A 25,631-nucleotide genomic window follows, 5' to 3' on the forward strand; every position below is an offset into this window, starting at 1 on the left:
AAGGAGTGGGGATGCGGCGGCTTAAGGCAACGATCGCAATGTCTGCGGTCGCAGCGGCTCTGTCAGCTGCTGGGTCTATGCCGGCCCTCGCTCAGGCGACCCTGAACGAGGCCATCGGCGCCCGCGCCCAATCCGGCTCGGGCCAGGACCGGCTTCTCGTCGACGCCAAGGAAATCGTCTACGACAACGACAAGAACACCATCGCCGCCACCGGCGACGTTCAGATGAACTACCAGGGCCGCACCCTGCAGGCGGAGCGGGTCACCTACGACCGCAACACCGGCCGCGTCTTCGCCGAGGGCAATGCCCGGCTGACCGACGCGAACGGCACGATCGCTACCGGCGACCGGTTCGAGCTGACCGACGACTTCAAGAACGGATTCATCGATTCCCTGAGGGTGGTTCAAACCACCGTCGAGCAGGGCCGCACCCTCACGACCCGTTTCTCCGCGCCCCGCGCCGAGCGGGCCGAGGGCGAGACCACGACGTTCGAGCGCGGCACCTACACGGCCTGCGAACCCTGCAAGGACAATCCGGAGCGGCCGCCCCTCTGGCAGGTCAAGGCCGCCAAGATCATTCACAACAACAGCGAGCGGACGATCTATTACGAGGACGCGACTCTCGAGCTCCTCGGCATCCCGGTCGCCTACCTGCCCTATTTCTGGACGCCCGATCCGACGGTCAAGCGCAAGACCGGCTTCCTGTCGCCGCGCTACGTCTACTCGTCCTCGATCGGCTATGGCGGATCCGTCCCGTTCTTCTGGGCGATCGCGCCGAACTACGATCTGACCATCACCCCGACCATCCTGAGCCGGCAGGGACTTCTGGGCCAGGCGGAGTGGCGCCATCGGCTCGAAAACGGCACCTATACCGTGCGGGCGGCCGGCATTTCCCAGCTTGAGCCCGAGGCCTTCATCGCCAGCCCCTATGGCGCAGGCAACCGCGACCTCCGGGGCTCGCTCGAGACGACCGGCCTCTTCTACATCAACCAGAACTGGCGCTGGGGCTGGGATATCGCCCTGCTCTCGGACAAGTGGTTCCTGTCGAACTACAAGATCCACAGCGAGAGCCTGAGCGCGTACTACATCAAGGAATCGATCTCGACCCTCTTCCTTCAGGGGCAGGGCGATCGCTCCTTCTTCGATGTGCGGGGCTATTACTTCCAGACCCTGTCGAGCAACGACTGGCAGAAGCAGCAGCCGATCGTCGCCCCGGTCCTCGATTACAACAAGCGCTACACCCCCGAGAGCATCGGCGGCGAGTTCGCCCTCGACGTGAACGTGACCAGCCTCAGCCGCGAGGCAACGCAGTACGATCCGCTGTCGGTGGCCAACACCACCTATTTCGCCACCTCCCAGACCTGCATCATCTTCGATCGCGCCTCCTGCCTCGTGCGCGGCATCAGCGGCTCCACCTCCCGGGCCTCGGTCACTGCGTCCTGGCGGCGCGAGTTCGTCGACCCGGTCGGGCAGGTCTGGACGCCCTTCGCCTATCTCAGGGCCGACAACTTCTGGATCGCTCCGGATTTCAACGGCTATCAGAACCCGCAGCTCGCGAACTTCATCGGCGGCGAGGACGATTATCTCTTCCGCGCCATGCCGGCCGTGGGCGTCGAGTATCGGTTCCCCTTCGTCGCCAGCCTGGGCACCTCCGGCCAGCAGGTCCTGGAGCCGATTGCGCAGCTGATCGCGCGTCCGAACGAGACCCGGGTTGGCCGCCTTCCCAACGAGGACGCCCAGAGCCTCGTGTTCGACGATACGTCCCTGTTCGACTGGGACAAGTTCTCCGGCTACGACCGGGTCGAGGGCGGCGTCCGCGCCAATGTCGGCGTGCAGTACACGGTCACCGGCGCCGACAATTTCTACGCCAATGTCCTGTTCGGCCAGTCCTATCAGGTTGCAGGCCGCAATTCGTTCCGGCAGCCCGACCTCGCCAATGTGGGTCTGGAATCGGGTCTCGACACGCGGGCCTCCGATTATGTCGGCCGGTTCCAGATCTCGCCCAATGCCAACTTTGCGGTCGTGACGCGCGCGCGCTTCGACGACGAGGACTTCGACCTCAACCGCTTCGAGGCCGGCGTGCGGGCGAACTTCAACCCCTATGTGCCTGTCTCGACCTCGCTGACCTATGCGCGCTACGAGGCTCAACCCGCCATCGGCTTCCCCCTCCGCCGTGAAGGCCTGCTCGGCACGGCTCGCTGGGACATCTCGCCCAATTGGTATGTCTCGGGCTCTCTCCTGCTCGACCTCGACCGCTACCTGCTGGCTCGTCAGACTTTCGCCACGCAATATGCCGCGAATCCGGCGACCGCCGTCTATGACCGCCAGAACATCGCCTATGTCAGCGGCATGTCCTTCGGCGTGGGCTATATGGACGAGTGCACGACGTTCTCGCTCATCTACAGCGTGACTCCTCGCGAAGTGACGCGTACTTCGGGCGAGAAGGACCAGAACCACACGATTGCCTTCAGCCTCGAGTTCCGCTCGCTGGGTGAAGTGGGATATAGTCAGAACCTCAGCGGCACCACCAGTGAATGATGGGGTTACGGCCCGGTGGCAGGCTTGAATCCGCGCCCTCTCCTGTTGACGCAAGGTGATCCCGCAGGGATCGGCCCCGAACTGACCCTGAGAGCCTGGCTTCAGCGCGAGGACGCAGCGCTGCCGCCCTTCGCGCTCCTGAGCGACCCCGCCCACATCGCCCGGGTCGCACAGAGCTACGGCTGGAGCGTTCCCATCGCTCCCGTGGAACCGTCTCAGATCGAAGCGGTGTTTTCGAACGCCCTCCCTGTCATCCCTCTGAACTCTCGCGTTCTAGCGGAGCCGGGACAGCCTCACGCGGCCGGCGCGCCCTCCGTGATCGAATCCATCGAAAGGGCCGTGAGCTTGGTCCAATCGGGTTCAGTCGCCGCTGTCGTGACCAATCCTATCGCCAAGCACGTGCTCTATGACGCCGGTTTTCGCCATCCCGGCCATACGGAGTTCCTCGCGGCCCTGGCCTCCGAAGGGACCGGAGAAACCTATCATCCGGTCATGATGCTCTGGAGCGAGGCTTTGGCCGTCGTTCCCGTGACCGTGCACATCGCCCTCGCGGACGTGCCCGCCGCCCTGACCACGGACCTGATCGTCCTGACCGGCCGGATCGTCGCCCGGGAGCTGCGGGAGCGCTTCGGCATCGCGAAACCACGGCTCGCCGTGGCGGGTCTCAACCCCCATGCCGGCGAGAACGGCGCAATGGGAACGGAGGATGCCCGCATCATCGCGCCGGCCATCGAGATCCTGCGCCAGGACGGGATCGAAATCTCCGGTCCCCTGCCCGCGGACACCATGTTCCATGCCCGGGCCCGCAGCCGCTACGATGCAGCGCTCGCCATGTATCACGATCAGGCGCTGATCCCGATCAAGACCATCGCCTTCGACGAGGCGGTCAACGTGACTCTCGGGCTCCCCTTCGTTCGCACCTCGCCGGATCACGGCACGGCCTTCGACATCGCGGGCAAGGGCGTCGCCCGGCCCGACAGCCTCATCGCGGCCCTCAAGCTCGCTGCGCGGCTGAGTGCAGAAACACCGAGCCCATGAGCCAGATCGACGACCTTCCCCCCTTGCGCGAAGTGGTCCGCACCCATGGGCTGATGGCCAAGAAATCGCTCGGCCAGAACTTCCTGTTCGATCTCAACCTCACCAGCCGCATCGCCCGCTCCGCCGGCTCCCTGGAGGAGGCGACTGTCATCGAGGTCGGCCCGGGACCGGGGGGTCTGACCCGGGCGATCCTGGCGGCCGGCGCGCGAAAGGTCATCGCCATCGAGCGCGACACCCGCTGCCTGCCCGCGCTCGCCGAGATCGCAGCGCGCTATCCGGGCCGGCTCGAGGTGATCGAGGCCGACGCCCTGGAGTTCGATCCGCGCCCCCTCGTCGGCGACGGCCTCGTCCGGATCATCGCAAACCTTCCCTACAATGTGGGCACCGCCCTGCTCACCGGGTGGCTCACCGGCGAGGCCTGGCCGCCCTGGTGGGCTTCGCTCACGCTCATGTTCCAGCGCGAGGTCGCCGAGCGCATCGTCGCGGACGAGAGCGACCCGAAGGATTACGGCCGTCTCGGCGTTCTCTGCGGCTGGCGGACGGAGGCGCGCATTCTCTTCGACGTCCCGCCATCGGCCTTCGTGCCTCCGCCCAAGATCACGTCGAGCATCGTCCACCTGACCCCGCGCGCCCAGCCGCTGCCCTGCCGCGTCGGCGCATTGGAGGCCGTGACCCGCGCCGCTTTCGGGCAGCGCCGCAAGATGCTGCGCCAGAGTCTGAAATCCATCGCTCCGGATCCGGCCGGAATCATTCAGGCGGCCGGTCTCGACGAAACGATCCGCGCGGAGAACGTTTCCGTGGAGGGCTATGTGGCGCTTGCGAATGCGTGGGATGCCTGGCGCAACCAATAGCGAGGGTGATGGGACCGGCACCACGTCCTGCGCGATCACCCCCTAATGTCATCCAACCCTCCAACGTCATCCCCGGGCTCGTCCCGGGGACCCACGTCTTTGCGCGGTTGTGGTTCCAAGACGTGGGTGGCCGCAACAAGTGCGGCCATGACGGCGGAGGGGATCATCCCAGACGCGCTCTGCTGGCTTGCGGTTCGCAGTCCCTTTTCATGAGACCTTAACCGCGCTTATCCCATGATTGCCGTGCATGAACGGCCCCTGTTCGGGCCCTAGAGGAGAAGGCGGGCATGTCGCAGCCGCGCAAGAGAATCGGGCTTCTGTTCGGCGGACGCTCTGCCGAGCATGAGGTCTCGAAGCTGTCGGCCGCAAACGTCCTGCGCGCGCTCGATCCGGACCGCTACGACATCGTCCCCATCGGCATCGGACGCGATGGACGCTGGCTCCTGTGCGACAGCGGCAATGGCGGCGGGCGTGGCGCCACGTCTCTCGAAATCCCGGAAGGTGCGCCACAGGTCGCTCTGCTTCCTGGTGGCGATGGAGAGATGATCGTGATGGATCGCGGCGCGAGTCCCCGCTCGCTCCGCCTCGATGCCGTCGTGCCGGTCCTGCATGGGCCGAACGGCGAGGACGGTACCGTTCAGGGCTTCCTCGAGGTCGCGAACGTTCCTTATGTCGGCTCCGGCGTCATGGGCTCCGCCGCCGGCATGGACAAGGACATTGCCAAGCGCCTTTTGCGCGACAGCGGCCTGCCGGTCGTTCCATTCCTCACACTGACGCCCCGCAGCCGGGTCGACTACCGGGCAGCAATCGACGCGCTCGGGACGCCCGACCTCTTCGTCAAGCCTGCCAATATGGGCTCGTCCGTCGGCGTCTCCCGCGCCCAATCCGCCGAGGAATTCGAGCAGGCCTGCGAACGTGCCTTCCGCTACGACGGCAAGCTTCTCGTGGAGCGCAGCGTCGCCGGCGCGCGGGAGATCGAATGCTCCGTGCTGGAGAACGCGGCGGGCGAGGTGCGAGCATCCCCGCTCGGCGAGATCGTCCCGGCCGAAAGCCACGGCTTCTACAGCTACGACGCCAAATATATCGATGCGGACGGCGCGCTTCTGCGCATCCCCGCAGAACTGCCCGCCGACCGCGCGCAGCGCGTCCAGTTGCTTGCGGTCGAAACCTTCCGAGTCCTCGCCTGCGAGGGCCTGGCGCGTGTCGACTTCTTCGTCGATCCGAAGAATGAGGATGGCCTCTTCGTCAACGAAGTGAACACACTTCCCGGCTTCACGGCGATCAGCATGTATCCCAAGCTCTGGGAGGCCGGCGGCCTGCCGCAGAGCGAATTGATGGAGGTGCTGATCGGCCACGCCATCGCGCGCCATCAGCGCCGCAACGCGCTGGCGTTGGTTTAAGATCTCTCAGTCGATCTTCTCGGCGAGCAATCCTTCGACGAAGTCCGAGAGGCCGACGAGGCGTTCGCGCTTCAGGCGCTCGGCGGCCTGGATCGCCTTCAGGCTCTGGAAGGAGCGGCCGAGATCCTCGTTGACGATCACGTAATCGTACTCGACCCAGCGCTCCATCTCGACGCGGGCATTGGCGAGGCGCTTCGCGATGACCTCGGGCGAGTCCTCCGCCCGGCGCTCGAGACGCGCCTTCAGCTCCTTGAAGCTCGGCGGCAACACGAACACGGTCACCACGTCGTCGGGCAGCTTCTGCCGCACCTGGCGGGTGCCCTGGTAATCGATGTCGAAGACCATGTCCTGGCCGGCGGCAAGCGTCCGCTCGACCGGCTTGCGAGGAGTGCCGTAGAAATTGCCGTGCACCTCGGCCCATTCGAGGAGCTCGTCGCGATCGCGCATCGCCTTGAATTCTTCCTCGTCGATGAAGTGATAATGCTTGCCTTCGATCTCGGACGGACGCTTCGGGCGCGTGGTGACGGAGACCGAAAGCACGCCCGCGTGCTCCTCCACGAGGCTGCGCGTCAGTGTGGTCTTTCCGGCACCCGACGGCGAGGACAGGATGAGGATGAGGCCGCGACGGCCGACAAGGGGCTTCGGATCCTGGCTCACCGCATTACTCCACATTCTGAACCTGCTCGCGGAATTGCTCGATCACGGCCTTCAATTCAAGCCCAATCCGCGACAGGGACACGTCATTCGCCTTCGCGCACAGGGTATTCGCCTCGCGTCCGAATTCCTGAGCCAGGAAATCGAGCCGGCGGCCCACCGGGCCTCCCTCGCGCAGCAATTCCCGCGCCGAATCCACATGCGCCCGCAGCCGGTCGAGCTCCTCGCGGATATCGGCGCGGGCGGCGATGAGAACCGCCTCCTGATGCAGGCGTGCCGGATCGAGGGTCGACTTGCCGTCGACAAGCTCGGCGATCTGAGCCGCAAGGCGCGTCCGGATCGCCTCCGGCTGACGCGAGGGCGAAGCCTCGGCTTCGTCGACGAAGCGCGCGATCACGTCGAGTTGCTGTCCGAGGACGCCGGATAATGCCTGACCTTCCTTCAGCCGCGCAGTTTTAAGAGCCTCGATCAGCGCGCCGATACCGGCCTTGAGGGCTGCCACCAGAGCGTCGTCCTGGGCCGGATCGGCAGCATCGTCTTCCAGCTCGACGACGCCGCGCACGGAAAGAAGTCCATCGAGGGAAGCCGGCTTCACGTTGTCCGGAAGCTTGAGGTCGCCTAGGGCCGAGAGCAGCGATTGCAGCACGTCCTGGTTCACGCGCAGCTTGGGCGCGGAGGAGGACCGGCTGAGCGCCAGGTTGAGCTGGCCCTGCCCTCGTGTCAGCGCCTTGAGAATCTGGCTGCGCGCCTCCTCGCCCACCGCATCGAGGCCTGAGGGTGTCCGCACGCGGACTTCGAGCCCGCGTCCGTTGACGGTCTTGAGTTCCCAGGCCCATTGATAGGCCCCGGTGACGCCGGCCTCGCGGGCAAAGCCGGTCATGCTCGCGATGGACATGCGCTAACCTCGAACGGAATGAAAAATCGGCGCGACCATAATGCGCGCCGATGCAAGAGTCGATTGCAGGGATGAGAGCCCGATCCTGGAGTTGTCATCCCCTGTCCAACACCGGATCTGTCACGGCTGGCGCAGGGTGCTGGGAACGTTTTTGGGATTGTTCAGATCGAAGGTCTTGTTCTTGAGCGGATCCCTGTTCGTGCCCTCGCTGGCGTCGAAGCCGCGTCCCATCGGCCCGGTCGGCCGCGCCCCGGTTGCGGGGAGTGCATTGGCCGCACCGGCCGGCGTCGTCGTCGACGCGCCATCCGGCACGACCCGGTCGACCTCGTCGGCCTCCGGCGCGGGACGGCTCTTCTCGATCTGCCGCCAACGGGCCACGTTGCGCTGGTGCTGATCGTAGCTCTCCGCGAAAGCGTGACCGCCGGAACCGTCGGCGACGAAATAGAGGTCCTTGGTCCGCGACGGATTGGCCACCGCCTCGAGCGCCGCGCGGCCGGGATTGGCGATGGGGCCGGGAGGCAAACCTTCGACCACGTAGGTGTTGTAGGGCGTCGCCGCCTCGATCTCGCTACGCAGGATCCCGCGGCCGAGGGTGCCCTTTCCGCCGACGAGCCCGTAGACGATGGTCGGGTCGGACTGGAGCTTCATGCGCTTCATGAGGCGGTTGATGAAGACGCCCGCGACGCGGGTGCGCTCGTCGGCCCGGCCCGTCTCCTTCTCCACGATGGAGGCGAGGATGACGAGTTCCTGCGGCGACTTGATCGGCAATTCCGCCGAGCGGCGCTGCCAGATCTGCTCGATCGCCTGGCGCTGGGCGGTCTGCATGGTGCTGATGATCTGCTGGCGGGTGGTGCCGCGCTCGAACTTGTAGGTATCCGGAAGGAGCGATCCCTCCCGCGGGGTCTCTGTTACGTCGCCGGTGAGGATCTCATGCTCGTAGAGACGCCCGATGATCTGCTCACTGGTGAGCCCTTCGGGAACAGTGACCGCGTGCAGGATGGCTTTGCCCTGGATGAGGGTGTCGATGGCATCCTCAACGCTGGTTCCGGCCTTGAACTGGAACTCGCCGGCCTTCAGCTGGCCGCGCTGGCGGTTCATGTAGGCATAGGCCTGGAACAGGAGCGGCTGCTCGACGACGCCCTCCTGCTTGAGGATCTGGGCGATCTCGCCGGTGCCCGTGTTGCGGGGAATGACCACGACCTTGTCGCTCTGCAGCGGCCCCTTGGCGGTCACCTCGTGCTGCAGCATGGAGAAGCCGAAGATGCCAGCGATGGCCAGGGCGACGAACAGGGTCAGCAGGCCGCTGAACAGCGAGAGCATGCCCCTGCGGCGGCGGCGCAGCTTGGGCGGCGGCGGGGGGGCCATCGCGGGTTTGATGGCCTCGCTCGGGGACCGGGGTGCCAGGCGCGGCTGAGCCGATCCGTGGTCGGAATCGTCTGCGGGGGGTAAGAGAATCTTTTTCTTTCGTCCGAACATCACGCCGCTTTTCTGGTGTCGACCGACGGTCCTGCCGGTCCGCCGACACCCTAGCAGGGATTATGGCGAAAAACCGTAACAGGCCTTTCTCGCCCTCAGGATACGCGACGAAGAATGAGCGAAGCGTTAGTGCCGCCGAAGCCGAAGGAGTTCGACAAAGCCACGTTGACCTCCTTGCGCTTGGCCTGCTTGGGCACGAGATCGATGGCCGTCTCGACGGACGGGTTGTCGAGGTTGATGGTCGGCGGAATGACGCCGTCGCGCATGGCGAGGATCGAGAAGATCGCCTCGACCGCACCGGCCGCCCCGAGCAGGTGGCCGATCGCCGACTTCGTCGAGGACATCGAGAGCTTGCCCGCCGCGTTGCCCATGATGCGCTCGACCGCCTTCAGCTCGAGCTCGTCGCCGAGCGGGGTCGAGGTGCCGTGGGCGTTGACGTAGTCGATCTCGGACACGTCGATATCGGCGCGCTTGAGGGCCGCGGCCATGCAGCGATAGGCCCCGTCGCCGTCCTCGGAGGGCGAGGTGATGTGATAGGCATCGCCCGATAGGCCGTAGCCGATGACCTCGGCATAGATCTTCGCGCCGCGGGCCTTGGCGTGCTCGTATTCCTCGAGCACCACCACGCCGGCACCCTCGCCCATGACGAAGCCGTCACGGTCCTTGTCGTAGGGGCGCGAGGCGCGGGTCGGGTCGTCGTTGAAATTCGTGGACAGGGCGCGGCAGGCGGCAAAGCCGGCAATGGACAGCCGATTGATGGGCGATTCCGTGCCGCCGGCCACCATCACCTCCGCATCGCCGAGCGCGATGAGGCGGGCGGCGTCGCCGATGGCGTGGGAGCCGGTGGAGCAGGCCGTCACCACCGCGTGGTTCGGGCCCTTCAGGCCGTGCTCGATGGACACGTAGCCGCCGGCGAGATTGATGAGACGGCCGGGGATGAAGAAGGGCGAGATGCGGCGCGGGCCGCGCTCGATCAGGGTGGCGGAAGCCTCGTAGATGCCGCCGATGCCGCCGATGCCGGAGCCGATCAGCACGCCGGTGGCGCACTGGTCCTCGTATGATTTCGGCTCCCAGCCGGAATCGCGCAGGGCCATGGTGGAAGCAGCCATGGCATAGACGATGAACGGATCGACCTTGCGCTGTTCCTTCGGCTCCATCCACTCATCGGCATTGAAGGTGCCGTTGGTGCCGTCGCCGCGCGGGATCTGGCAGGCGATCTGGCAGGCGAGATCGTCGATCTCGAAACCGCTGATCCTGCCGGCGCCGCTCTGGCCTTCGACGAGGCGGGACCATGTGGCATCGACCCCGCTGCCCAGCGGAGTGACCATGCCAAGACCTGTGACAACTACCCGTCGCATGAATTCCTGCCCTATCGATCCATAAAATTCGGGCGTCGGATGAATCACCCGACGCCCGTACGTAGCCTTTTAGGCTGCGTTCTTCTCGAGGAAGCGGATGGCGTCGCCGACCGTGACGATGGTCTCAGCCGCGTCGTCCGGGATTTCGACGTTGAACTCCTCCTCGAACGCCATCACCAGCTCGACCGTATCCAGGCTGTCGGCGCCCAGGTCGTCGATGAAGTTGGCATTGTCGGTCACCTTGTCGGCTTCGACGCCGAGATGCTCGACAACAATCTTCTTCACGCGATCAGCGACGTCACTCATCGTTCTTTCCTCAGTGGCTGCCGCCTCAGGAATTGGGCGGATTAAGAAATCAATTTAGATCAGCTGTTCAGCTGACAACGCTGAAACGGCTACCCTGCGCCGTGCAAAGCCGCATTTTTGAGCGCCGGTCAACCCCTTTGACGTGATCGGGATCATGCTTAACACAGGCTTATCCTCTCTGGCGAGGGGAGAACGGTCCCTGCAAACAGATTCCGGAAACGGCAATAAGTTCCTTTAGAACATGGCCATTCCGCCGTTGACGTGCAGGGTCTGGCCCGTCACGTAGGCGGCTTCCGTGGAGGCGAGATAGACCACCGAGGAGGCGATTTCGCCGCCCTGGCCGAGCCGCCCCATGGGGATCGTGCCCAAAATTCCCTCACGCTGCTTGTCGTTCAGCACGTCGGTCATCGGCGACTCGATGAAGCCCGGAGCAACAAGATTCACGGTGATGTTGCGGCTCGCGACCTCGGCGGCAAGGGCCTTGGTCATGCCGATCAGGCCAGCCTTGGACGCAGCGTAATTGCCCTGGCCGGGATTGCCGGTCGAGCCCACCACGGAACCGATATTGACGATGCGGCCGTAGCGGCGGCGCATCATGCCCTTGACGGCGGCCCGCGACAGGCGGAAGGCGGCCGTGAGGTTCACGGCGATCACCGTGTCCCATTCCTCGTCCTTCATGCGCATGAACAGGTTGTCTTTGGTCACGCCGGCGTTGTTGACCAGGATGTCGAGGCCTTCCATCGCCGCCTCTGCCGCCGGTACGAGAGCCTCGACGGAATCCTTGTCGGACAGGTTCGCCTCGACCACATGGACCCGCTCGCCGAGCGAGGAGGCCAGCTCGTCGAGGGCAGCGCGGCGGGTTCCGGAGATCGCGACGGTCGCGCCCTGGGCGTGGAGAGCGCGGGCAATGGCGCCGCCGATGCCGCCGGTGGCGCCGGTGACGAGAGCCTTGCGGCCAGAAAGATCGAACATGCAGGGCTCCTTGATTTTTAAGCGTTCAGGGATGGCTTGAAGGCGGCCACATCCTCTGGTGTTCCAATGGCCACGGCCGAGGCCCCGGCGGCGATGCGCTTCGCGAGGCCCGTCAGCACCTTGCCCGAGCCGACCTCGTAAAAGGACTCAACGCCCTGGGCGGCCATATAGGCCACGCATTCGCGCCAGCGCACTGTGCCTGTCACCTGGCGGACCAGGGCATCGCGGATCGCCGCCGGATCGGTGATGGGGGCGGCCTCGACATTGGCGACCACCGGCACGGCCGGGATGTTCACGGTCACGTCGGCGAGGGCCGCGCGCATGGCGTCAGCCGCAGGCTGCATGAGGGCGCAATGGAAGGGAGCGGACACGGCCAGCATCACGGCGCGCTTGGCGCCTTTGGTCTGTGCGATGGCAACCGCCCGCTCGACGGCGGATTTGTGGCCCGAGACCACGACCTGAGCGCCGCCATTGTCGTTGGCGGCATCGCAGACCTCGCCTTGAGCCGCCTCGCGGGCGACTTCGAGAGCCGCCTCGAATTCGAGGCCGAGAAGCGCGGCCATGGCGCCCCGCCCCACCGGAACGGCGTTCTGCATGGCATTGCCGCGGATCCGCAGAAGCCGGGCCGTATCGGATACGGACAGGCTGCCGGCGGCAGCGAGCGCCGAATATTCGCCGAGCGAATGCCCAGCGACGAAGGCAGCGTGTTTCTTGAGATCGAGGCCGGCCTCGGCCTCCAGCACCCGGATCGCGGCCAGGCTCACGGCCATCAGTGCGGGCTGGGTATTGGCCGTCAGGGTCAGCTCCTCGGCAGGCCCTTCCCACATGAGGCTGGAGAGCTTCTGAGAGAGGGCCTCATCCACTTCGTCGAATACGGCCTTGGCCTGCGGAAAGGCATCGGCAAGGGCCTTGCCCATCCCGACCGACTGGCTTCCCTGGCCCGGGAAAACGAATGCGCGCTTCATCAGGAACGGTTCCCTCGATTATCGAATTCGCGCGGGACTCGCACCGAGAGGGCAAGGAGTCAAGGCGAAGAGCATGTTGCTCCGCACCGAATATGGTCCTCAGATGAGGCGGCGCCAGCCTCTGAGCATGCTCCGGTCGACCGCCGTCCGCCGCAGCGCGATCCGGCCGAGCATCCGGCCGGCAAGGCACGCAAGAGCCCACAGAGAAACGCTCAAGGTTCGCAAAAGCCGATCCCCCAAGGCTTGATCCTAGGACAGACTACCTAGGCCTGATGATCCCGGGCGTGTGCGGTCACACCTTCCGGCGAGCTTCCGCACAGGGGGAGTGACTTAAGTTTGCTCCTGTGCCGTCATTCCGGGGCCGCACAGCGGAACCCGGAACCCATAACCACGACATCCCAGGAAGGGGCGAGCCGCGTTGCGCTTCTTTCGGGAGTGTTAGCGGCTATGGGTTCCGAGCTCGCCTGCGGCGCCCCGGAATGACAGGACGAAGCCAAAGTTAAGTCACTACCGTTCCTCTTGTTTTCTTGGGGCAATCGGTGTATCCGGTCCCACTTCCGATATTCCCCATGATTGTAGAAGGAGCCCCCGCATGGCTCGCGTGACCGTCGAAGACTGCATCGACAAGGTCGACAACCGGTTCGAGCTCGTGCTGCTGGCCAGCCACCGGGCCCGCCTCATTTCCTCGGGCTCGCCGCTCACGATCGACCGCGACCGCGACAAGAACCCCGTCGTGGCTCTGCGCGAAATCGCCGACGAGACGATCGCTCCGGACGACCTGAAGGAACAGCTCATCCACTCGATGCAGAAATATGTCGAGGTGGACGAGCCGGAGGCCGAAGCCGTTCCGATGCTGAGCAACACCGCCGCGGCCCCCTCCACGGGCAGCGACAACGACGCGGACGTCCAGTTCGACCGCATGAGCGAGGACGACCTGCTCCGCGGCCTGGAGGGCCTCGTGCCCCCGAGCAGCAGCGCGGACGACGACGACCGCGAATAATCCGCGACAGGATCTTCGAAAGCCCGGCTCTTCAGCCGGGCTTTTTCGTTGCCGGCTTAACCAAGGTCCCGCATGGGTGGCATGCGGCAAGCTATTCGGCTTGCGGTCGGAAGACGTTGTACAATATCTTCAATAGCTTCGTGATTTCAGCCAGATAACCGGGCCAAATGGAGACGACGGCCGCATGATGCGCCAATATGAACTCGTCGAGCGGGTCAAGCGCTACAACCCCTCGGCCAATGAGGCGCTGCTCAACCAGGCTTACGTGTATGCCATGATGGCGCATGGCAACCAGAAGCGGGCATCCGGCGACCTGTTCTTCGGCCATCCGCTGGAAGTCGCGGCCATCCTCACGGATCTCAAGCTCGACGATGCGACCATTGCCGCAGCGGTACTCCACGACACGGTGGAGGACACGCAGGCCACGCTGGAGGAGATCAACCGGACCTTCGGGCCCCAGATCGGTTCCCTCGTCGACGGCCTGACCAAGATCAAGCGCCTCGACCTGGTGTCGAAGCGCGCCGCCCAGGGCGAGAACTTCCGCAAGCTCCTGCTCGCGATCGCGGACGACGTGCGCGTGCTGCTGGTCAAGCTCGCCGACCGCCTGCACAACATGCGCACCCTGCAGTTCATGCCGGCGGACAAGCGCAGGCGCATCGCCGAAGAGACCCTCGACATCTACGCGCCGCTCGCCGGCCGCATGGGCATCCAGGAAATGCGCGAGGAGCTCGAGGAGCTCTCGTTCCAGAATCTCGACCCTGAAGCCTACGAGGCGATCAAGCGCCACCTGCACGAGCTTTCCACGAAGAACGTGAAGCTCGTGGAAGAGATCGAGCGGACCTTGACGACCAAGCTGCGCGCGCAGGGCATCGAGGCGGACGTGTCGGGACGGCAGAAGCGCCCTTATTCCATCTGGCGCAAGATGGAACGCAAATCCGTCGCCTTCGAGCAATTGTCGGACATCTTCGCCTTCCGCATCATCGTCGGCACCATCGACGAATGCTATCGCGCGCTCGGTGTCGTTCACACGAGCTGGCCGATGGTGCCGGGGCGCTACAAGGACTACATCTCGACACCGAAACAGAACGATTACCGTTCGATCCACACCACCGTGATCGGCCCCGGCAGCCAGCGCGTCGAGCTGCAGATCCGCACGGAGGACATGGACGAGGTGGCGGAATACGGCATCGCGGCGCACGCCCTCTACAAGGAAGGCGTGAACGACAACTCCCACCTCGCCAAGGAAAGCCGCGCCTATCAGTGGCTGCGGCGGACCATCGATCTTCTTGCCGAGGGCGACAACCCGGAGGAGTTTCTCGAGCATACGAAGCTCGAACTCTTCCACGACCAGGTCTTCTGCTTCACGCCGAAGGGCCGCCTCATCGCGCTCCCCCGCGGCGCCACGCCCATCGACTTCGCTTATGCCGTTCACACGGATGTCGGCAACACGGCGGTGGGCTGCAAGATCAACGGCCGCATGTCGCCGCTGCTGACCGAATTGCAGAACGGCGACGAGGTGGAAATCGTCCGCGCCGAAGGCCAGACGCCGCCTGCGGCTTGGGAGTCCCTGGTGGTGACCGGCAAGGCGCGCGCCTCGATTCGCCGCGCGACCCGTGCCGCCGTGCGCCGCCAATATACCGGCCTCGGCCACCAGATCCTGGAGCGCGCCTTCGAGCGCGCCGCCCGCCCCTTCTCCGACGAGAAGCTGAAGGGTGCTCTGCCGCGTCTGGCCCGGGTTTCCGTGGAAGACGTTCTGGCTGCCGTGGGACGCGGCGAAATGTTCTCCGGCGACGTGGTGCGGGCGGTCTATCCCGACTACCTGGACGAGCGGCGCGCCAGTGCGGACGGCAAGGGCGCCGGAAAGCCGGACGGTGCGGGCAAAAGCGATCAGCCGGACGGCATTCCGATCCGCGGGCTCAACACGGACATGCCGATCCGCTTCGCTCCCGAAGGCGGCGCGGTGCCCGGCGACCGCATCGTCGGCATCCTGACGCCGGGCGAAGGCGTGACGATCTATCCGATCCAGTCGCCGTCGCTCGCCGCCTTCGACAACGAGCCGGACCGCTGGATCGACGTGCGCTGGGATCTCGAATCAGGCTCCGCGCAGCGCTTCCCGGCGCGCATCAAGCTGCAGTCGATCAACGAGCCCGGCTCGCTGGCGCAGATCACCCAGGTGATCGCCGATCATGACGGCAATATCGACAACGTTTCCATGAAGCGGCGCACGCAGGACTTCACGGACATGACCATCGACCTGACCGTGTGGGACCTGAAGCACCTCAACGCCATCATCGCGGAACTGCGCGCCAAGCGCGTCGTGAGCCGCGTCGACCGTATCACCGGATAAAGCCCATGCCCCGCAAGCCCCGCATCGCCGTTATCATGGACGAGAACACCAGCGTCGACGGCACGCGCTACGACATGACGAAGAACTACTTCATCGGCGTCCAGCGAGCCGGCGGCCTGCCCTACGGCATTCCCTATTTCGCCGAAATGGTCGAGACGGTGGCCGATGAGTTCGACGGCTTTCTCAGCACCGGCGGCCGCTTCGCCTTTCCCGATTCCTGGTTCCTGGAAGGTCAGACCTCGAAGGCTCCGGAATCCGAGCGGCTGGACGTAGAGGTGGCTCTGATGCGCGCCTTCCTCAACCGCGACAAGCCCGTGCTCGGCATCTGCAACGGCATGCAGGTTCTCTCCGCGCTCCACGGCTGCCGTCTGTCGCCGGACGTGCGCTCGCTCGGATCGCACATCATCGAGCACGACAAGCGCGGATCGCTGCATCCCGTCGAGATCCGGCGGGACACCATGCTTCACCGCCTCGTCGGCCGGACGCAGATCACCGTGAACACCTTCCATCGCGAAGCCGTGGTGGAACTGTCCGACAAGGTGGTGGCCAGCGCCTTCGCCGAGGATGGAATCGTCGAGGCGGTGGAGATCCCGACGCAGCGCTTCGCCCTCGGCGTGCAATGGCATCAGGAATTGTTCGCCCTGCAGGATCATCCCGGCAACAGGCTCTTCGAGGCATTCGTCGAGACCGCCGGAAAGCCGCAATAGGACGAGTGCGAAACGAGAGCGAGTCGTCGCGATGCCCATCACCGTACTCGGTCTCGATGCCGACGATACGCTCTGGCACAACGAGACCTTCTACCAGATGACGCGCCAGCGCTTCAACGAGCTGCTTGCCGACTTCGTCGATGCGCAGACGCTCGAAGCGGAGATCGAGGCGACGGAGAGGCGCAACCTCGGCCTCTACGGCTATGGTGCGAAAGGCTTCACCCTCTGCATGCTGGAGACCGCGCTCGCGGTCAGCGAGGGACAGGTCTCCGCCAAGGCGCTCACCGAGATCCTCTCGGCAGGCCGCGAGATGATGCGGCATCCGGTGGAGCCGCTTCCCGGCGTGCACGACGCCCTCGAGACCCTGTCCGAGCAATACAAGCTCGTCCTGATCACCAAGGGCGATCTCTTCCATCAGGAAGCGAAGCTCGCCGCATCGGGCCTCGGCAACTTCTTCTCCGGCGTCGAGATCGTGAGCGAGAAGAAGGCCGATACCTATACCCGCATCTTCTCGCGCCACGGCGCCGGCCCCGAACATGCCGCCATGGCCGGCAACTCCATGCGCTCGGATGTTCTGCCGGCGCTGGAAGCGGGCGCCTATGCCGCCCTCATCCCCTATCACCTCGTCTGGGCCCACGAGGACGCGCCGCCCCCGACCGCCCATCCGCGCTTCGCAGAATTGCCGTCCCTTGCAGATCTCTCCCGGTGGCTTGCAAGCAAGGCGTGACCTGCAAGCTGCTTGAGTTCAGCGCTGAGGCTGCCGCAGGCGTCACCTCTCCCCGGATCTCGAATGTTTCCGAGATCCGGGGAGAGGTGACGCCCACCGAACCTTGATAAGCTATCGCCCACACCCCCACCCCAGCCCTCCCCACAAGGGGGGAGAATGCACCTGCGCCTCAGAATGAATGACGAGCCAGACTCTAAGAACGAGAACGAATGTCCCGCTAGATCACGAAGAAGTCGTTGTGGGTCATCTTCAAGTTCTTGGACAATGTCGCGACCTTGACCTGCGCCTTGGAGCCGGTGCCATCCGGGTCGTAATAGAGCGAACCTGTCTTCTTGTCGTAGATGATCCGGTCCTCCGCATCCTGGGCCTTTTTACCCTTCACGAACATGTCGGCCTTGAACTTCTTCGGCTTCAACTCCGTGCCCGAGCCCAGCTTGGTGAACACTGCATTGTCGAGCCAGATCGTATCGTCCTTCACTTTGAAGTCGACGATCTTGTCCACGTTCGTACGCTTGTTCGCCTTGGTGTCGAACACGAACATGTCCTTGCCCTCGCCTCCCGTGAGCAGGTCCTTGCCGAGCCCGCCTGACAGCGTGTCGTTGCCGAGCCCGGCTTCGATCCAGTCGTCGCCCTGCATGCTGGCGAAGTAATCCTGGCCGGCGCCGCCGCGCATTCCGTCCGCCTCGGGGCTGCCGATGGCCCGCTCGTTCAACACATCCTGCACCAGGATCGTGACGTTCTTGTCGACACTGGCGCCGGAAGCATCCGTCACCCGCACCGCGATCGTGTGCCGGTCGGCCTGCTCATAATCGAGCTTGACCCCATTCGCCACCTTGAGCCTGCCGGTCGCCGCATCGATCTGGAAGCGACCTTCTGCGTTAGTGACGAGTTCGTAGCGGAGCGGACCGCCGGTCTTTGCGGAGGCCAGGAACTCACCGATGTCGATCCCGACGGCGCTGTTCTCGGCCACCACGTCACCGCTCAGCAAGCTCTGATCCACGACTCCGGCCAAACTCAACTTGCTGTCGGCGAATTGAAAGATCTCGATGTTGTGGATCACATCGGTCCCGTCCCCGTTCGCCCGTTTGTCGGCGAGCGTGACGGAACCGTCTTTGTTGAGGGTCACAGTGTAGTCGGAGCGCTTGCCAGTCAGCACGACGGTGTCATTGCCGCCGCCGCCGTCGACGCGATTGGCGCTCCTGTTGCCATGGAAGACGTTGCCGATACCATTGCCGGTAAGGTCGATGCTGCCGGCCGTTTCCCCGGCCTTCAGGATCTCCACGTCAGCCTGTGAGGCCAGGATGTAGGACGCGCTCGCAATCAGCGTGTCGGTCCCTTCACCCGCCTTTTCGACGATCACGTCCGCCGCATCGACCATGTAGGTGTCGCTGCCCTCGTTCCCGTGGAGCTCGTCCCTGCCGGCACCGCCCTCGAGAAGGTCGTCGCCCGCGCCACCCTTGAGGATGTCATCGCCTGAATGGCCCCTGAGGATGTCCTCTCCGGCGGCGCCCCAGAAGGCATCGTTGTCACCGGCTCCCTCGAGCGTATCCTTCTGAAAGGTACCATCGATCACTTCGATGCCGTCGTAGCTGTCGCCGGCGGCCGCATTGGTGTTGTCTTGCGTGTGGCCGAGATAGACGGCGACACCCTTGTCGGCCAGAAAGTAGCTGACCGTATCCGTGCCGTTGCCGCCGTAGAATTTATCGTCACCACCGGCTGCGCCGCTCAGGAAGTCGCTGCCGTTGTCGCCGTAGAGCGTGTCGTTGCCGGAGCCGCCATCGAGAATGTCGTTGCCGTCGCCGGCCGAAAGCGTGTCGTTGCCGGAAAAGCCCTTGAGATCGTCGTTGCCGTTGGCGCCCCAGAAGCCGTTGTCGTCGTTGTTGCCTTCGAGCGTGTCGTTGTAGTTGGTGGCGTCGATCACATCGATCGATATGTAGGTATCGCCCTCTGCAGCACCGCGATTGGCTTTCCCGCCATGCATGTAGACCTCGATGCCGTTACCGTCGTCGACTGCATAATAGCTGACGGTGTCATGGCCGATGCTGCCGTCGAAGGTATCCTTGCCGCCTTTCAGATCGATGAGGGTATCGTCACCGGCTGCCCCGAACAGGCTGTCATCACCGACGCCGCCGCGAATGACGTTGCGGCCCATATTGCCGAGAAGGACATGAGAGAGGTCATTGCCGGTGAGATCGATATCGGCGTCTCCGTCAACGGCGCGCATTTCCTCGATCGACACGCCGTCGGCCAGGACATAGCTGCGGGAGGCCCTGACCATGTCATAGCCGCCATCCGCCAACTCCACGATCATGTCGTCCGTGGCATCGCTGATATAATAGGTATCGTCGCCGGAACCGCCTTCGAGCCGGTCGATGCCGCCGGCGCCATCGAGCGTGTCGTCGCCTTCGCCGCCGATCAGGTGGTTGACGTCATCACTGCCGGTGATCTCGTCATATCCGCTGCCGCCAATGACGTTCTCGATCCCCTTGATCGTGTCCGTGCCGTCACCGTTTTCGTACGGGGTATCCCTCCCGAGATTGAGGTACAGGTCTTGTTCCGTCACGAACTGGAGCGTGTCGATCCCCCCGCCGCCATCGATGCTGTCATCGCCCAGGCCGGCGACGATGGTTTCATTACCGCTGCCGCCGTACACGGTGTCGTCACCAACGCCCATGTCGATGATGCCGACGGCGGTGCCGGCCTTGCCGTCATAGAGATCGTCTCCATAGCCCAATGCGATGGCGCGGCCGCTCAGGCCCTCGATCATCCCGCTGTTCTGGATCTTGTCATCGCCATCCGAACCCTGGATCGCCAGGGACCCGCCTCTGATATCTCCTGAATTCACGAGATCGAGCATGTCCCTTCCCGTGCTGTTTGCCGCAAGGTTGATACCGATATTGGCTCCCGCGATGACGGCCCTGTTCGCGCCGTCGTTGAGGTTCTCGATCTTGATGAGGCCATCGCCCAAAATGGCTGTGCCCCCGGAGATGATATTGCCGCCGTGATTGACGATCGATCTGACCGTATTCGTGCTGGACGTTATCGATACAGCTATGGTTTTCCCAGAGACAGATCCCCATAAGTCAAATTGAGATGGATCCTTCAGATCGATCGCCATGCCATCGGTAGACGATACAGTGCCGCGGACAGAAATAGTATTGTTGCCGCGCGCCAAAACACTGATACCTGATGTCGTTATAGCACCAGAATATGTCACTTCCAAATCATCGCCAGAATTCAAGCTGACCTGATTATTTATTGAGCTGTCTATAACATGATCAGGCATATTACATTCTCCTCTTTATAGTTACGAACAGTAACGATACTAGATCGGATATGTAATATTGTTTTATAATTCAAGTGCGTTTTGTCACATCACTGCATTCCACTCCTTTTGTAATCTTCCTCTAGGAAAGTTTAATCCTTGTCTTCCACCCCGATGCTCCTTGCCAAACAGCCCGCATCGGGGAGACGGGGCCATGACCCTGTCCGCAGGATCTCAGCAAGCCGCCTCCACCTCCTCGGCCGGGCCGTCGTCCGGCGGCAGGTGGCGCATGCCCCAGACGGCCGCCTGCGTCTGGTTCTTCACGCAGATCTTGCGCAGGATCGCCCTGAGGTGAACCTTGACGGTCGTCTCGGCGATGTCGAGCTTGCGGGCGATGAGCTTGTTGGGGTCGCCGGCCACGATACAGCGGATGATCGCTCGTTCGCGCTCGGACAGGACATCCGCACTCCCGATGCCGATGGCGAGTCCCTTGTTGCGCAGGGTTCCGAGGGTCTTGGCGGGGAAAACCGTCTCTCCCAGCAGAACAAGGTCCAGCGTTTTCAGAAGAACCTCGCAGGAGACCGACTTCAACAGGTAAGCGTCGGCGCCGGCGTCGAAGGCCGCGAGAACCTGCCGGGCGCTGTAGGCCTCGACCAGCATGAGGACGCGGGCTTCCGGGTTCCGGTCTTTCAGGATCCCGGTCTGCCTGCAACTCTCGTCGTGATCGTGATCGGCATCCATGATGTAGACCGGCATGCCGCCTTCATGCGTGTGAACCGAAGCGATCTCATCCATGCACGAGGCCAGGGCTATCGGGTGATAGACCGTCTCGGCCTGGATCCTCCGCAATCCCTCGCGCGTCAGCGCATTGGCCGCGATCAGGAATGTCACGGCCGAGGCCCTCTGAGGGGTCGTCTCCGGCAGGCCTGCTGGTTCGTCGATACCGGCCCGATCTGCGGCCGCTTCAGCAGATTGGCGCCCTGGGACATGCTCCGGAGACTGAAGATCTTCGGTCACTCTTGCTTCCTCCAAGCTTAACGAGGCTCTTCCGTCGAAGATGCCGTCACAGCCACAATCATCATGGTCCAATCGTTGATGGAGCCAAGACAATTGCTGACGCGAGCTGTAGAAACGCCCTACGGTACTGCAATTGCAGCGTCAGAAAACCTTGCAGCCGCGCGTATATTTTCCCGTTTCAGCTGCGGATTAGGCCTGATGCAAAAAATTTACTCTAAGGCATCTTCGCCTGAAGCTGGGAGTATAAATGCAACGTAATTTTATAATTCAAGTGCGAATTCGCACATCGGAGGCAATCGACCCCTCCGGGTAAAGTTTCTCTACGACACGTGGATAGCCCTTGCCTCGCGCCCTGCCCCCTGCCAAACAGCGCCTCAGCAGGAGATCGACCCATGACCCAGAATGAAGTTCTCGAAGAATTCCGCTCCGCCGGCGCGCTGCTGGAGGGTCACTTCATTCTCTCGTCCGGGCTGCACAGCCCCGTCTTCCTGCAGAAGATGTTCGTGTTCCAGGACCCGGCGCGCACCGAGCGGGTCTGCCGGGCGCTGGCCGAGAAGATCCGGGAGAGGTTCGGCGCCGTCGACTACGTGGTCTCGCCGGCCGTCGGCGGCATCGTTCCGGGCTATGAGACGGCGCGGCATCTCGGGGCCAAGGCGATCTTCGTGGAGCGGGAGAACGGAGCCTTCGCCCTGCGTCGCGGGTTCGCCATTCCGGAGAATGCGCGGGTCGTGATGGTGGAAGACATCGTGACGACCGGCCTTTCCTCTCGGGAATGCCTGGCTGCCCTGCGCGAGCATCCCGGCATGATCCTCGGAGCCGCCTGCCTCATCGACCGCTCCGGCGGCAAGGCGGACCTCGGCGTACCGCTGGTTTCCCTCGTCCAGCTCGACATTCCCGCCTATGCACCGGACCAAATTCCTGCGGAATTGGCAGCCCTTCCGGCGATCAAGCCGGGCAGCCGAAGCCTCAAATCATAATAGCTGTGTATTTATCACAGAGAGGCTTGACTGCCTTGGTTCCGACAACTTGACTCTTGGAATTTGCACGCCATTAAGTAGTTTGCATTGTCGTTTTTACTCGGCCGAAGGGTTAATAACCGCCTGATCCAAGGCACGTCGTAATTTTCTCGCGCAATTTTATTGCCTGCGTAAATAATAGATGTCTCTTGAATAATGAAGGTTATTTTGCCGCTTCGACTGAATCCAACAGAGAATACTTATGTCAGGCCAGCAGCGGATCGCTCTTTTCATTGATGGAGCCAACCTCTACGCTACCACCAAAACTCTCGGCTTCGATATCGATTACAAGCGCTTGCTGAAGGAATTCCAGGGTCGCGGCACTCTGGTTCGCGCCTTTTACTACACGGCGCTCGTGGAAGATCAGGAATATTCTTCCATCCGCCCGTTGATCGATTGGCTCGACTACAACGGCTACCGGGTAGTGACGAAGCCGACCAAGGAATTCGTCGATTCCGCCGGCCGCCGCAAGGTGAAGGGCAACATGGATATCGAGCTCGCGATCGATGCCCTGGAGCTTTCTCCCTACATCGACCACATGGTCCTGTTCTCCGGTGACGGCGACTTCCGTTCCCTGGTCGAGGCCATGCAGCGCCGTGGCGTACGGGTTTCCGTCGTCTCCACGGTCACGACCCAGCCGCCGATGGTGGCGGATGAGCTGCGCCGGCAGGCCGATGAATTCCTCGATCTGTCGCAGCTCGCCTCCCGCATCGGGCGCGATCCTTCGGAACGCCCGCAGCGCCCGGGCAACGAGAACGGCGAGCGCAACCGCCCGCAGCCGCGCAATGGCGCCCTCGAGAGCCGCTACGGCATCCGGCAGCCGCAGGACGACGATTTCGAGGCGTAAAAGCCGATTTTCCGTTACGGGATATTTTCATGGCCGGGTTCGCCCCGGCCATTTCCTTGTCCAGTACCTAGAGCCGTTTCCACTTGCGTGGAATCAGCTCTCTTCTTTGCTTGCCGCATTTTTGGACGGCGAACCGGATCCACCTCGCCGAAAAATGCTCTTAAAGCGAGCTTTCCTCGACACGACAGTCGAGGCTGAGTGACCCGGCCGTGTTGCTGACCGTCGCCAGGCATAGATCCGTCTGCCCCGCAGGGATCGAAACGGCAAACCGCGTGACGTAGAGGCCGCCCTCGGTATCAGGCAGCTTGCGCGCCTCGAGGCGCACGATATTGGCGCCGTATTGCTTGAAGACCTCGGCGAGACGGGCGACGAGGCCGAGCTGATCGCCGCCGCTGATGGCGATGCGGTGGGTGATCTTGCCGGACGGCCCCGGGCTCGGGTCGAAGGCATAGGGGACGGCGCGGATCTCGGCCCCGTCCAGTTCCGGCAACCGCTTGAGGCCCTCCTCGATCGCTGCGGCCGTCAGGTCCTGAGGAAGCTCGCAGAGGGCAACGAATTCGGCGCCGGTTCCGAGAGCGGCGAAGGTCGTGTCCCTCAGGTTCACACCGACATCGAACAGGTGCTCCGCAATCGCGGCGACGAGGCCGACCCGATCGGGACCCAGGACCGAAACGAGAGCAACGGACGCCATGTCTTCCCTCCAAAAAACTTGAGAGGGAAACTAGCGCATCGTGCGGAAAAGTGGACCCGGTTTTCAGCGCTCAACGATGCGCCGCCAATGGATCGAGCATCGAATTGGATCCCAAAAGTGGGTCCACTTTTGGGTCCGATGCTCTAGCGCGCAAAGCCGCAGCGTCAGCCCTTGTCGCGCATGAGACGAGCCTTCTCCCGGTTCCAGGAGCGCTCCTTCTCCGTCTCGCGCTTGTCGTGCAGCTTCTTGCCCCGGCCGAGGCCGAGCTCCACCTTCGCCCGCCCGCGATCGTTGAAATAGATCTTGAGCGGAATCACGGTGAAGCCCTCGCGCTGCGTCGCGCCGATCAGCTTGTCGATCTGGCGCTTGTGCAGCAGCAGGCGGCGCGGCCGCTTCGTCTCGTGGTTGAAGCGGTTCGCCTGGAGGTATTCCGGGATATAGGCGTTGAAGAGAAAGAACTCCTCGCCCGACGGCCCGGCATAGGCCTCGCCGATGGTCGCCTTGCCCTGACGCAGGGATTTCACCTCCGTGCCGGTCAGTGCGATTCCTGCCTCGTAGGTGTCGAGGATCTCGTAATTGAACCGCGCCTTCCGGTTGTCGGCGACGACGCGGTTGGGACTCTTGGGGTCTTTTGACATGAGCTCTTAAGAATTGATCAGGCCCGCATGGACCATGGCCGCGCGCACGGCCTGCTTTGCATTGTCGGAGGCTGGCACCAGCGGCAGGCGCACATTGTCCTCCATCAGGCCGAGCAGGGATGCACCATATTTAACGGGCGTCGGGTTGGTTTCAACGAACAGGCTGGTGTGCAGAGGCATGAGGCGATCCTGCACCTTCAGAGCGGAGGCGTAATCTCCGTTCAGGCAGGCATTCTGCAATTCGGCGCAGAGGCGCGGCGCGACATTCGAGGTCACGGAAATGCAGCCATGGCCGCCATGGGCCATGAAGCCGAGAGCCGTGGCATCCTCGCCGGAGAGCTGGATGAAATCAGGGCCCAAAACCTGCCGCTGCTGGCTCGCGCGCGCCATGTTGGCGGTCGCGTCCTTCACGCCGGCGATGTTCTTCAGCTCGTAGAGCCGCGCCATCGTCTCCACCGACATGTCGATGATCGAGCGGCCGGGGATGTTGTAGATGATGATCGGGATGCCGACGGCGTCGTTGATCGCCTTGAAGTGCTGATACAGGCCTTCCTGGGTCGGCTTGTTGTAATAGGGCGTCACGATCAGCACCGCATCGGCGCCGACCTTTTCCGCGTGCTTGGAGAAGGCCACCGCCTCCGCCGTGCTGTTGGAACCGGCGCCGGCGATGACGGGCACCCTGCCCTTCGTCTCGTCGACGCAGATCTCGACGACCCGTTCGTGCTCCTTGTGGCTCAGTGTCGGGCTCTCGCCGGTCGTCCCGACGGGGACGAGGCCGTTCGTGCCCTCCTGGATCTGCCAGTTGATGAAGGACCGGAACGCGGCCTCATCCACGGCCCCTTCCTTGAACGGGGTCACCAGAGCGGTGATGGAGCCTTTGAATTGGGTCATGGGTCATCCTCGAAATTTGCGTCGGTCTTCTCT

General features: G+C 63.6%; 22 protein-coding genes. 10 read left to right on the forward strand and 12 right to left on the reverse strand.

What is annotated here, in order from left to right:
- Positions 1-11 precede the first annotated feature (11 nt).
- From JKL46_RS00745 to JKL46_RS00760, 4 genes are all read left to right on the forward strand, one after another.
- On the forward strand, positions 12-2,537 hold the full coding sequence (locus tag JKL46_RS00745) for an LPS-assembly protein LptD (protein WP_201829269.1): 2,526 nt from the start codon (positions 12-14) through the stop codon (positions 2,535-2,537).
- A gap of 24 nt (positions 2,538-2,561) precedes the next feature.
- A complete protein-coding gene (gene pdxA / locus JKL46_RS00750; RefSeq protein ID WP_210381137.1) occupies positions 2,562-3,575 on the forward strand; it encodes a 4-hydroxythreonine-4-phosphate dehydrogenase PdxA in 1,014 nt (337 codons plus the stop codon).
- Entirely contained in the window at positions 3,572-4,426 is an 855-nt protein-coding gene (gene rsmA, locus JKL46_RS00755; RefSeq protein ID WP_201829273.1) for a 16S rRNA (adenine(1518)-N(6)/adenine(1519)-N(6))-dimethyltransferase RsmA, read from the forward strand. Before pdxA ends, rsmA begins: the two co-directional genes overlap by 4 nt.
- 287 nt (positions 4,427-4,713) lie before the next feature.
- On the forward strand, positions 4,714-5,826 hold the full coding sequence (locus JKL46_RS00760; protein ID WP_201829275.1) for a D-alanine--D-alanine ligase family protein: 1,113 nt from the start codon (positions 4,714-4,716) through the stop codon (positions 5,824-5,826).
- 6 nt (positions 5,827-5,832) lie between these two features.
- Here the strand turns inward: JKL46_RS00760 and gmk are convergent, their stop codons facing one another.
- The 7 genes from gmk to fabD all read right to left on the reverse strand — a co-directional run bounded on the left by gmk (position 5,833) and on the right by fabD (position 12,452).
- Entirely contained in the window at positions 5,833-6,498 is a 666-nt protein-coding gene (gene gmk / locus JKL46_RS00765; RefSeq protein ID WP_201829277.1) for a guanylate kinase, read from the reverse strand.
- Entirely contained in the window at positions 6,488-7,375 is an 888-nt protein-coding gene (locus tag JKL46_RS00770; RefSeq protein WP_201829279.1) for a YicC/YloC family endoribonuclease, read from the reverse strand. Before JKL46_RS00770 ends, gmk begins: the two co-directional genes overlap by 11 nt.
- A gap of 120 nt (positions 7,376-7,495) precedes the next feature.
- Positions 7,496-8,851, reverse strand: a complete 1,356-nt coding sequence (gene mltG, locus JKL46_RS00775) for an endolytic transglycosylase MltG (RefSeq protein ID WP_201829743.1) — start codon at positions 8,849-8,851, stop codon at positions 7,496-7,498.
- 95 nt (positions 8,852-8,946) lie between these two features.
- Positions 8,947-10,209: a beta-ketoacyl-ACP synthase II gene (gene fabF / locus JKL46_RS00780; protein ID WP_201829281.1), complete on the reverse strand. Its 1,263-nt coding sequence runs from the start codon at positions 10,207-10,209 to the stop codon at positions 8,947-8,949.
- Between the two features lie 69 nt (positions 10,210-10,278).
- Entirely contained in the window at positions 10,279-10,515 is a 237-nt protein-coding gene (locus JKL46_RS00785; RefSeq protein ID WP_009764365.1) for an acyl carrier protein, read from the reverse strand.
- A 234-nt stretch (positions 10,516-10,749) separates the two neighbouring features.
- Positions 10,750-11,487, reverse strand: coding sequence for a 3-oxoacyl-[acyl-carrier-protein] reductase (gene fabG, locus JKL46_RS00790; RefSeq protein WP_201829283.1), 738 nt, complete (start codon positions 11,485-11,487; stop codon positions 10,750-10,752).
- Between the two features lie 17 nt (positions 11,488-11,504).
- Positions 11,505-12,452 (reverse strand): ACP S-malonyltransferase, encoded by a 948-nt coding sequence (fabD, locus tag JKL46_RS00795; RefSeq protein ID WP_201829285.1) that lies wholly within the window; start codon positions 12,450-12,452, stop codon positions 11,505-11,507.
- A 592-nt stretch (positions 12,453-13,044) separates the two neighbouring features.
- On the opposite strand from fabD, the gene rpoZ reads away from it, so the two are divergent.
- The 4 genes from rpoZ to JKL46_RS00815 all read left to right on the forward strand — a co-directional run bounded on the left by rpoZ (position 13,045) and on the right by JKL46_RS00815 (position 17,233).
- Positions 13,045-13,452, forward strand: a complete 408-nt coding sequence (rpoZ, locus tag JKL46_RS00800) for a DNA-directed RNA polymerase subunit omega (RefSeq protein WP_190847473.1) — start codon at positions 13,045-13,047, stop codon at positions 13,450-13,452.
- Positions 13,453-13,636: 184 nt separating this feature from the next.
- Entirely contained in the window at positions 13,637-15,799 is a 2,163-nt protein-coding gene (locus tag JKL46_RS00805; protein WP_201829287.1) for a RelA/SpoT family protein, read from the forward strand.
- Between the two features lie 5 nt (positions 15,800-15,804).
- A complete protein-coding gene (locus JKL46_RS00810; protein WP_201829289.1) occupies positions 15,805-16,506 on the forward strand; it encodes a gamma-glutamyl-gamma-aminobutyrate hydrolase family protein in 702 nt (233 codons plus the stop codon).
- A gap of 31 nt (positions 16,507-16,537) precedes the next feature.
- Positions 16,538-17,233: an HAD family hydrolase gene (locus JKL46_RS00815; protein WP_201829292.1), complete on the forward strand. Its 696-nt coding sequence runs from the start codon at positions 16,538-16,540 to the stop codon at positions 17,231-17,233.
- A 217-nt stretch (positions 17,234-17,450) separates the two neighbouring features.
- Here JKL46_RS00815 and JKL46_RS00820 read toward each other — a convergent pair whose 3' ends face one another.
- Both JKL46_RS00820 and JKL46_RS36530 read right to left on the reverse strand, forming a co-directional pair.
- The gene (locus tag JKL46_RS00820; protein WP_201829294.1) at positions 17,451-20,201 is read right to left on the reverse strand and encodes a calcium-binding protein; all 2,751 of its coding nucleotides are present in this window, start codon (positions 20,199-20,201) and stop codon (positions 17,451-17,453) included.
- A 531-nt stretch (positions 20,202-20,732) separates the two neighbouring features.
- Positions 20,733-21,515, reverse strand: a complete 783-nt coding sequence (locus tag JKL46_RS36530; RefSeq protein WP_201829296.1) for a LuxR C-terminal-related transcriptional regulator — start codon at positions 21,513-21,515, stop codon at positions 20,733-20,735.
- Positions 21,516-21,907: 392 nt separating this feature from the next.
- On the opposite strand from JKL46_RS36530, the gene pyrE reads away from it, so the two are divergent.
- Positions 21,908-22,492: an orotate phosphoribosyltransferase gene (gene pyrE / locus JKL46_RS00830; RefSeq protein WP_201829298.1), complete on the forward strand. Its 585-nt coding sequence runs from the start codon at positions 21,908-21,910 to the stop codon at positions 22,490-22,492.
- A gap of 241 nt (positions 22,493-22,733) precedes the next feature.
- Entirely contained in the window at positions 22,734-23,378 is a 645-nt protein-coding gene (locus JKL46_RS00835; protein WP_201829300.1) for a LabA-like NYN domain-containing protein, read from the forward strand.
- A 160-nt stretch (positions 23,379-23,538) separates the two neighbouring features.
- Here the strand turns inward: JKL46_RS00835 and JKL46_RS00840 are convergent, their stop codons facing one another.
- From JKL46_RS00840 to dapA, 3 genes are all read right to left on the reverse strand, one after another.
- Entirely contained in the window at positions 23,539-24,069 is a 531-nt protein-coding gene (locus tag JKL46_RS00840) for a glycine cleavage system transcriptional repressor (protein ID WP_201829302.1), read from the reverse strand.
- 164 nt (positions 24,070-24,233) lie between these two features.
- The gene (gene smpB / locus JKL46_RS00845; RefSeq protein ID WP_201829304.1) at positions 24,234-24,707 is read right to left on the reverse strand and encodes an SsrA-binding protein SmpB; all 474 of its coding nucleotides are present in this window, start codon (positions 24,705-24,707) and stop codon (positions 24,234-24,236) included.
- 6 nt (positions 24,708-24,713) lie between these two features.
- Positions 24,714-25,598 carry a 4-hydroxy-tetrahydrodipicolinate synthase gene (gene dapA / locus JKL46_RS00850; RefSeq protein ID WP_201829306.1) on the reverse strand — a complete coding sequence of 295 codons (885 nt, stop codon included), beginning with the start codon at positions 25,596-25,598 and terminating at the stop codon, positions 24,714-24,716.
- Positions 25,599-25,631: the final 33 nt, after the last annotated feature.

The sequence above is a fragment of the Microvirga zambiensis WSM3693 genome, assembly GCF_016735695.1.
In the GTDB taxonomy this organism is placed as follows: domain Bacteria; phylum Pseudomonadota; class Alphaproteobacteria; order Rhizobiales; family Beijerinckiaceae; genus Microvirga; species Microvirga zambiensis.

Excerpts from the sequence above, each read along its gene's own strand:
- rsmA (WP_201829273.1), top strand. The coding sequence starts at position 3,572 with ATGAGCCAGATCGACGACCTTCCCCCCTTGCGCGAAGTGGTCCGCACC.
- JKL46_RS00785 (WP_009764365.1), bottom strand. The coding sequence starts at position 10,515 with ATGAGTGACGTCGCTGATCGCGTGAAGAAGATTGTTGTCGAGCATCTC.
- rpoZ (WP_190847473.1), top strand. The coding sequence starts at position 13,045 with ATGGCTCGCGTGACCGTCGAAGACTGCATCGACAAGGTCGACAACCGG.
- smpB (WP_201829304.1), bottom strand. The coding sequence starts at position 24,707 with ATGTCAAAAGACCCCAAGAGTCCCAACCGCGTCGTCGCCGACAACCGG.
- JKL46_RS00770 (WP_201829279.1), bottom strand. The coding sequence starts at position 7,375 with ATGTCCATCGCGAGCATGACCGGCTTTGCCCGCGAGGCCGGCGTCACC.
- JKL46_RS00745 (WP_201829269.1), top strand. The coding sequence starts at position 12 with ATGCGGCGGCTTAAGGCAACGATCGCAATGTCTGCGGTCGCAGCGGCT.
- fabG (WP_201829283.1), bottom strand. The coding sequence starts at position 11,487 with ATGTTCGATCTTTCTGGCCGCAAGGCTCTCGTCACCGGCGCCACCGGC.
- JKL46_RS00815 (WP_201829292.1), top strand. The coding sequence starts at position 16,538 with ATGCCCATCACCGTACTCGGTCTCGATGCCGACGATACGCTCTGGCAC.
- dapA (WP_201829306.1), bottom strand. The coding sequence starts at position 25,598 with ATGACCCAATTCAAAGGCTCCATCACCGCTCTGGTGACCCCGTTCAAG.
- mltG (WP_201829743.1), bottom strand. The coding sequence starts at position 8,851 with ATGTTCGGACGAAAGAAAAAGATTCTCTTACCCCCCGCAGACGATTCC.
- JKL46_RS00805 (WP_201829287.1), top strand. The coding sequence starts at position 13,637 with ATGATGCGCCAATATGAACTCGTCGAGCGGGTCAAGCGCTACAACCCC.
- JKL46_RS00810 (WP_201829289.1), top strand. The coding sequence starts at position 15,805 with ATGCCCCGCAAGCCCCGCATCGCCGTTATCATGGACGAGAACACCAGC.
- gmk (WP_201829277.1), bottom strand. The coding sequence starts at position 6,498 with ATGTGGAGTAATGCGGTGAGCCAGGATCCGAAGCCCCTTGTCGGCCGT.
- pyrE (WP_201829298.1), top strand. The coding sequence starts at position 21,908 with ATGACCCAGAATGAAGTTCTCGAAGAATTCCGCTCCGCCGGCGCGCTG.
- JKL46_RS00760 (WP_201829275.1), top strand. The coding sequence starts at position 4,714 with ATGTCGCAGCCGCGCAAGAGAATCGGGCTTCTGTTCGGCGGACGCTCT.
- fabF (WP_201829281.1), bottom strand. The coding sequence starts at position 10,209 with ATGCGACGGGTAGTTGTCACAGGTCTTGGCATGGTCACTCCGCTGGGC.
- fabD (WP_201829285.1), bottom strand. The coding sequence starts at position 12,452 with ATGAAGCGCGCATTCGTTTTCCCGGGCCAGGGAAGCCAGTCGGTCGGG.
- JKL46_RS00840 (WP_201829302.1), bottom strand. The coding sequence starts at position 24,069 with ATGGCGTCCGTTGCTCTCGTTTCGGTCCTGGGTCCCGATCGGGTCGGC.
- JKL46_RS00835 (WP_201829300.1), top strand. The coding sequence starts at position 22,734 with ATGTCAGGCCAGCAGCGGATCGCTCTTTTCATTGATGGAGCCAACCTC.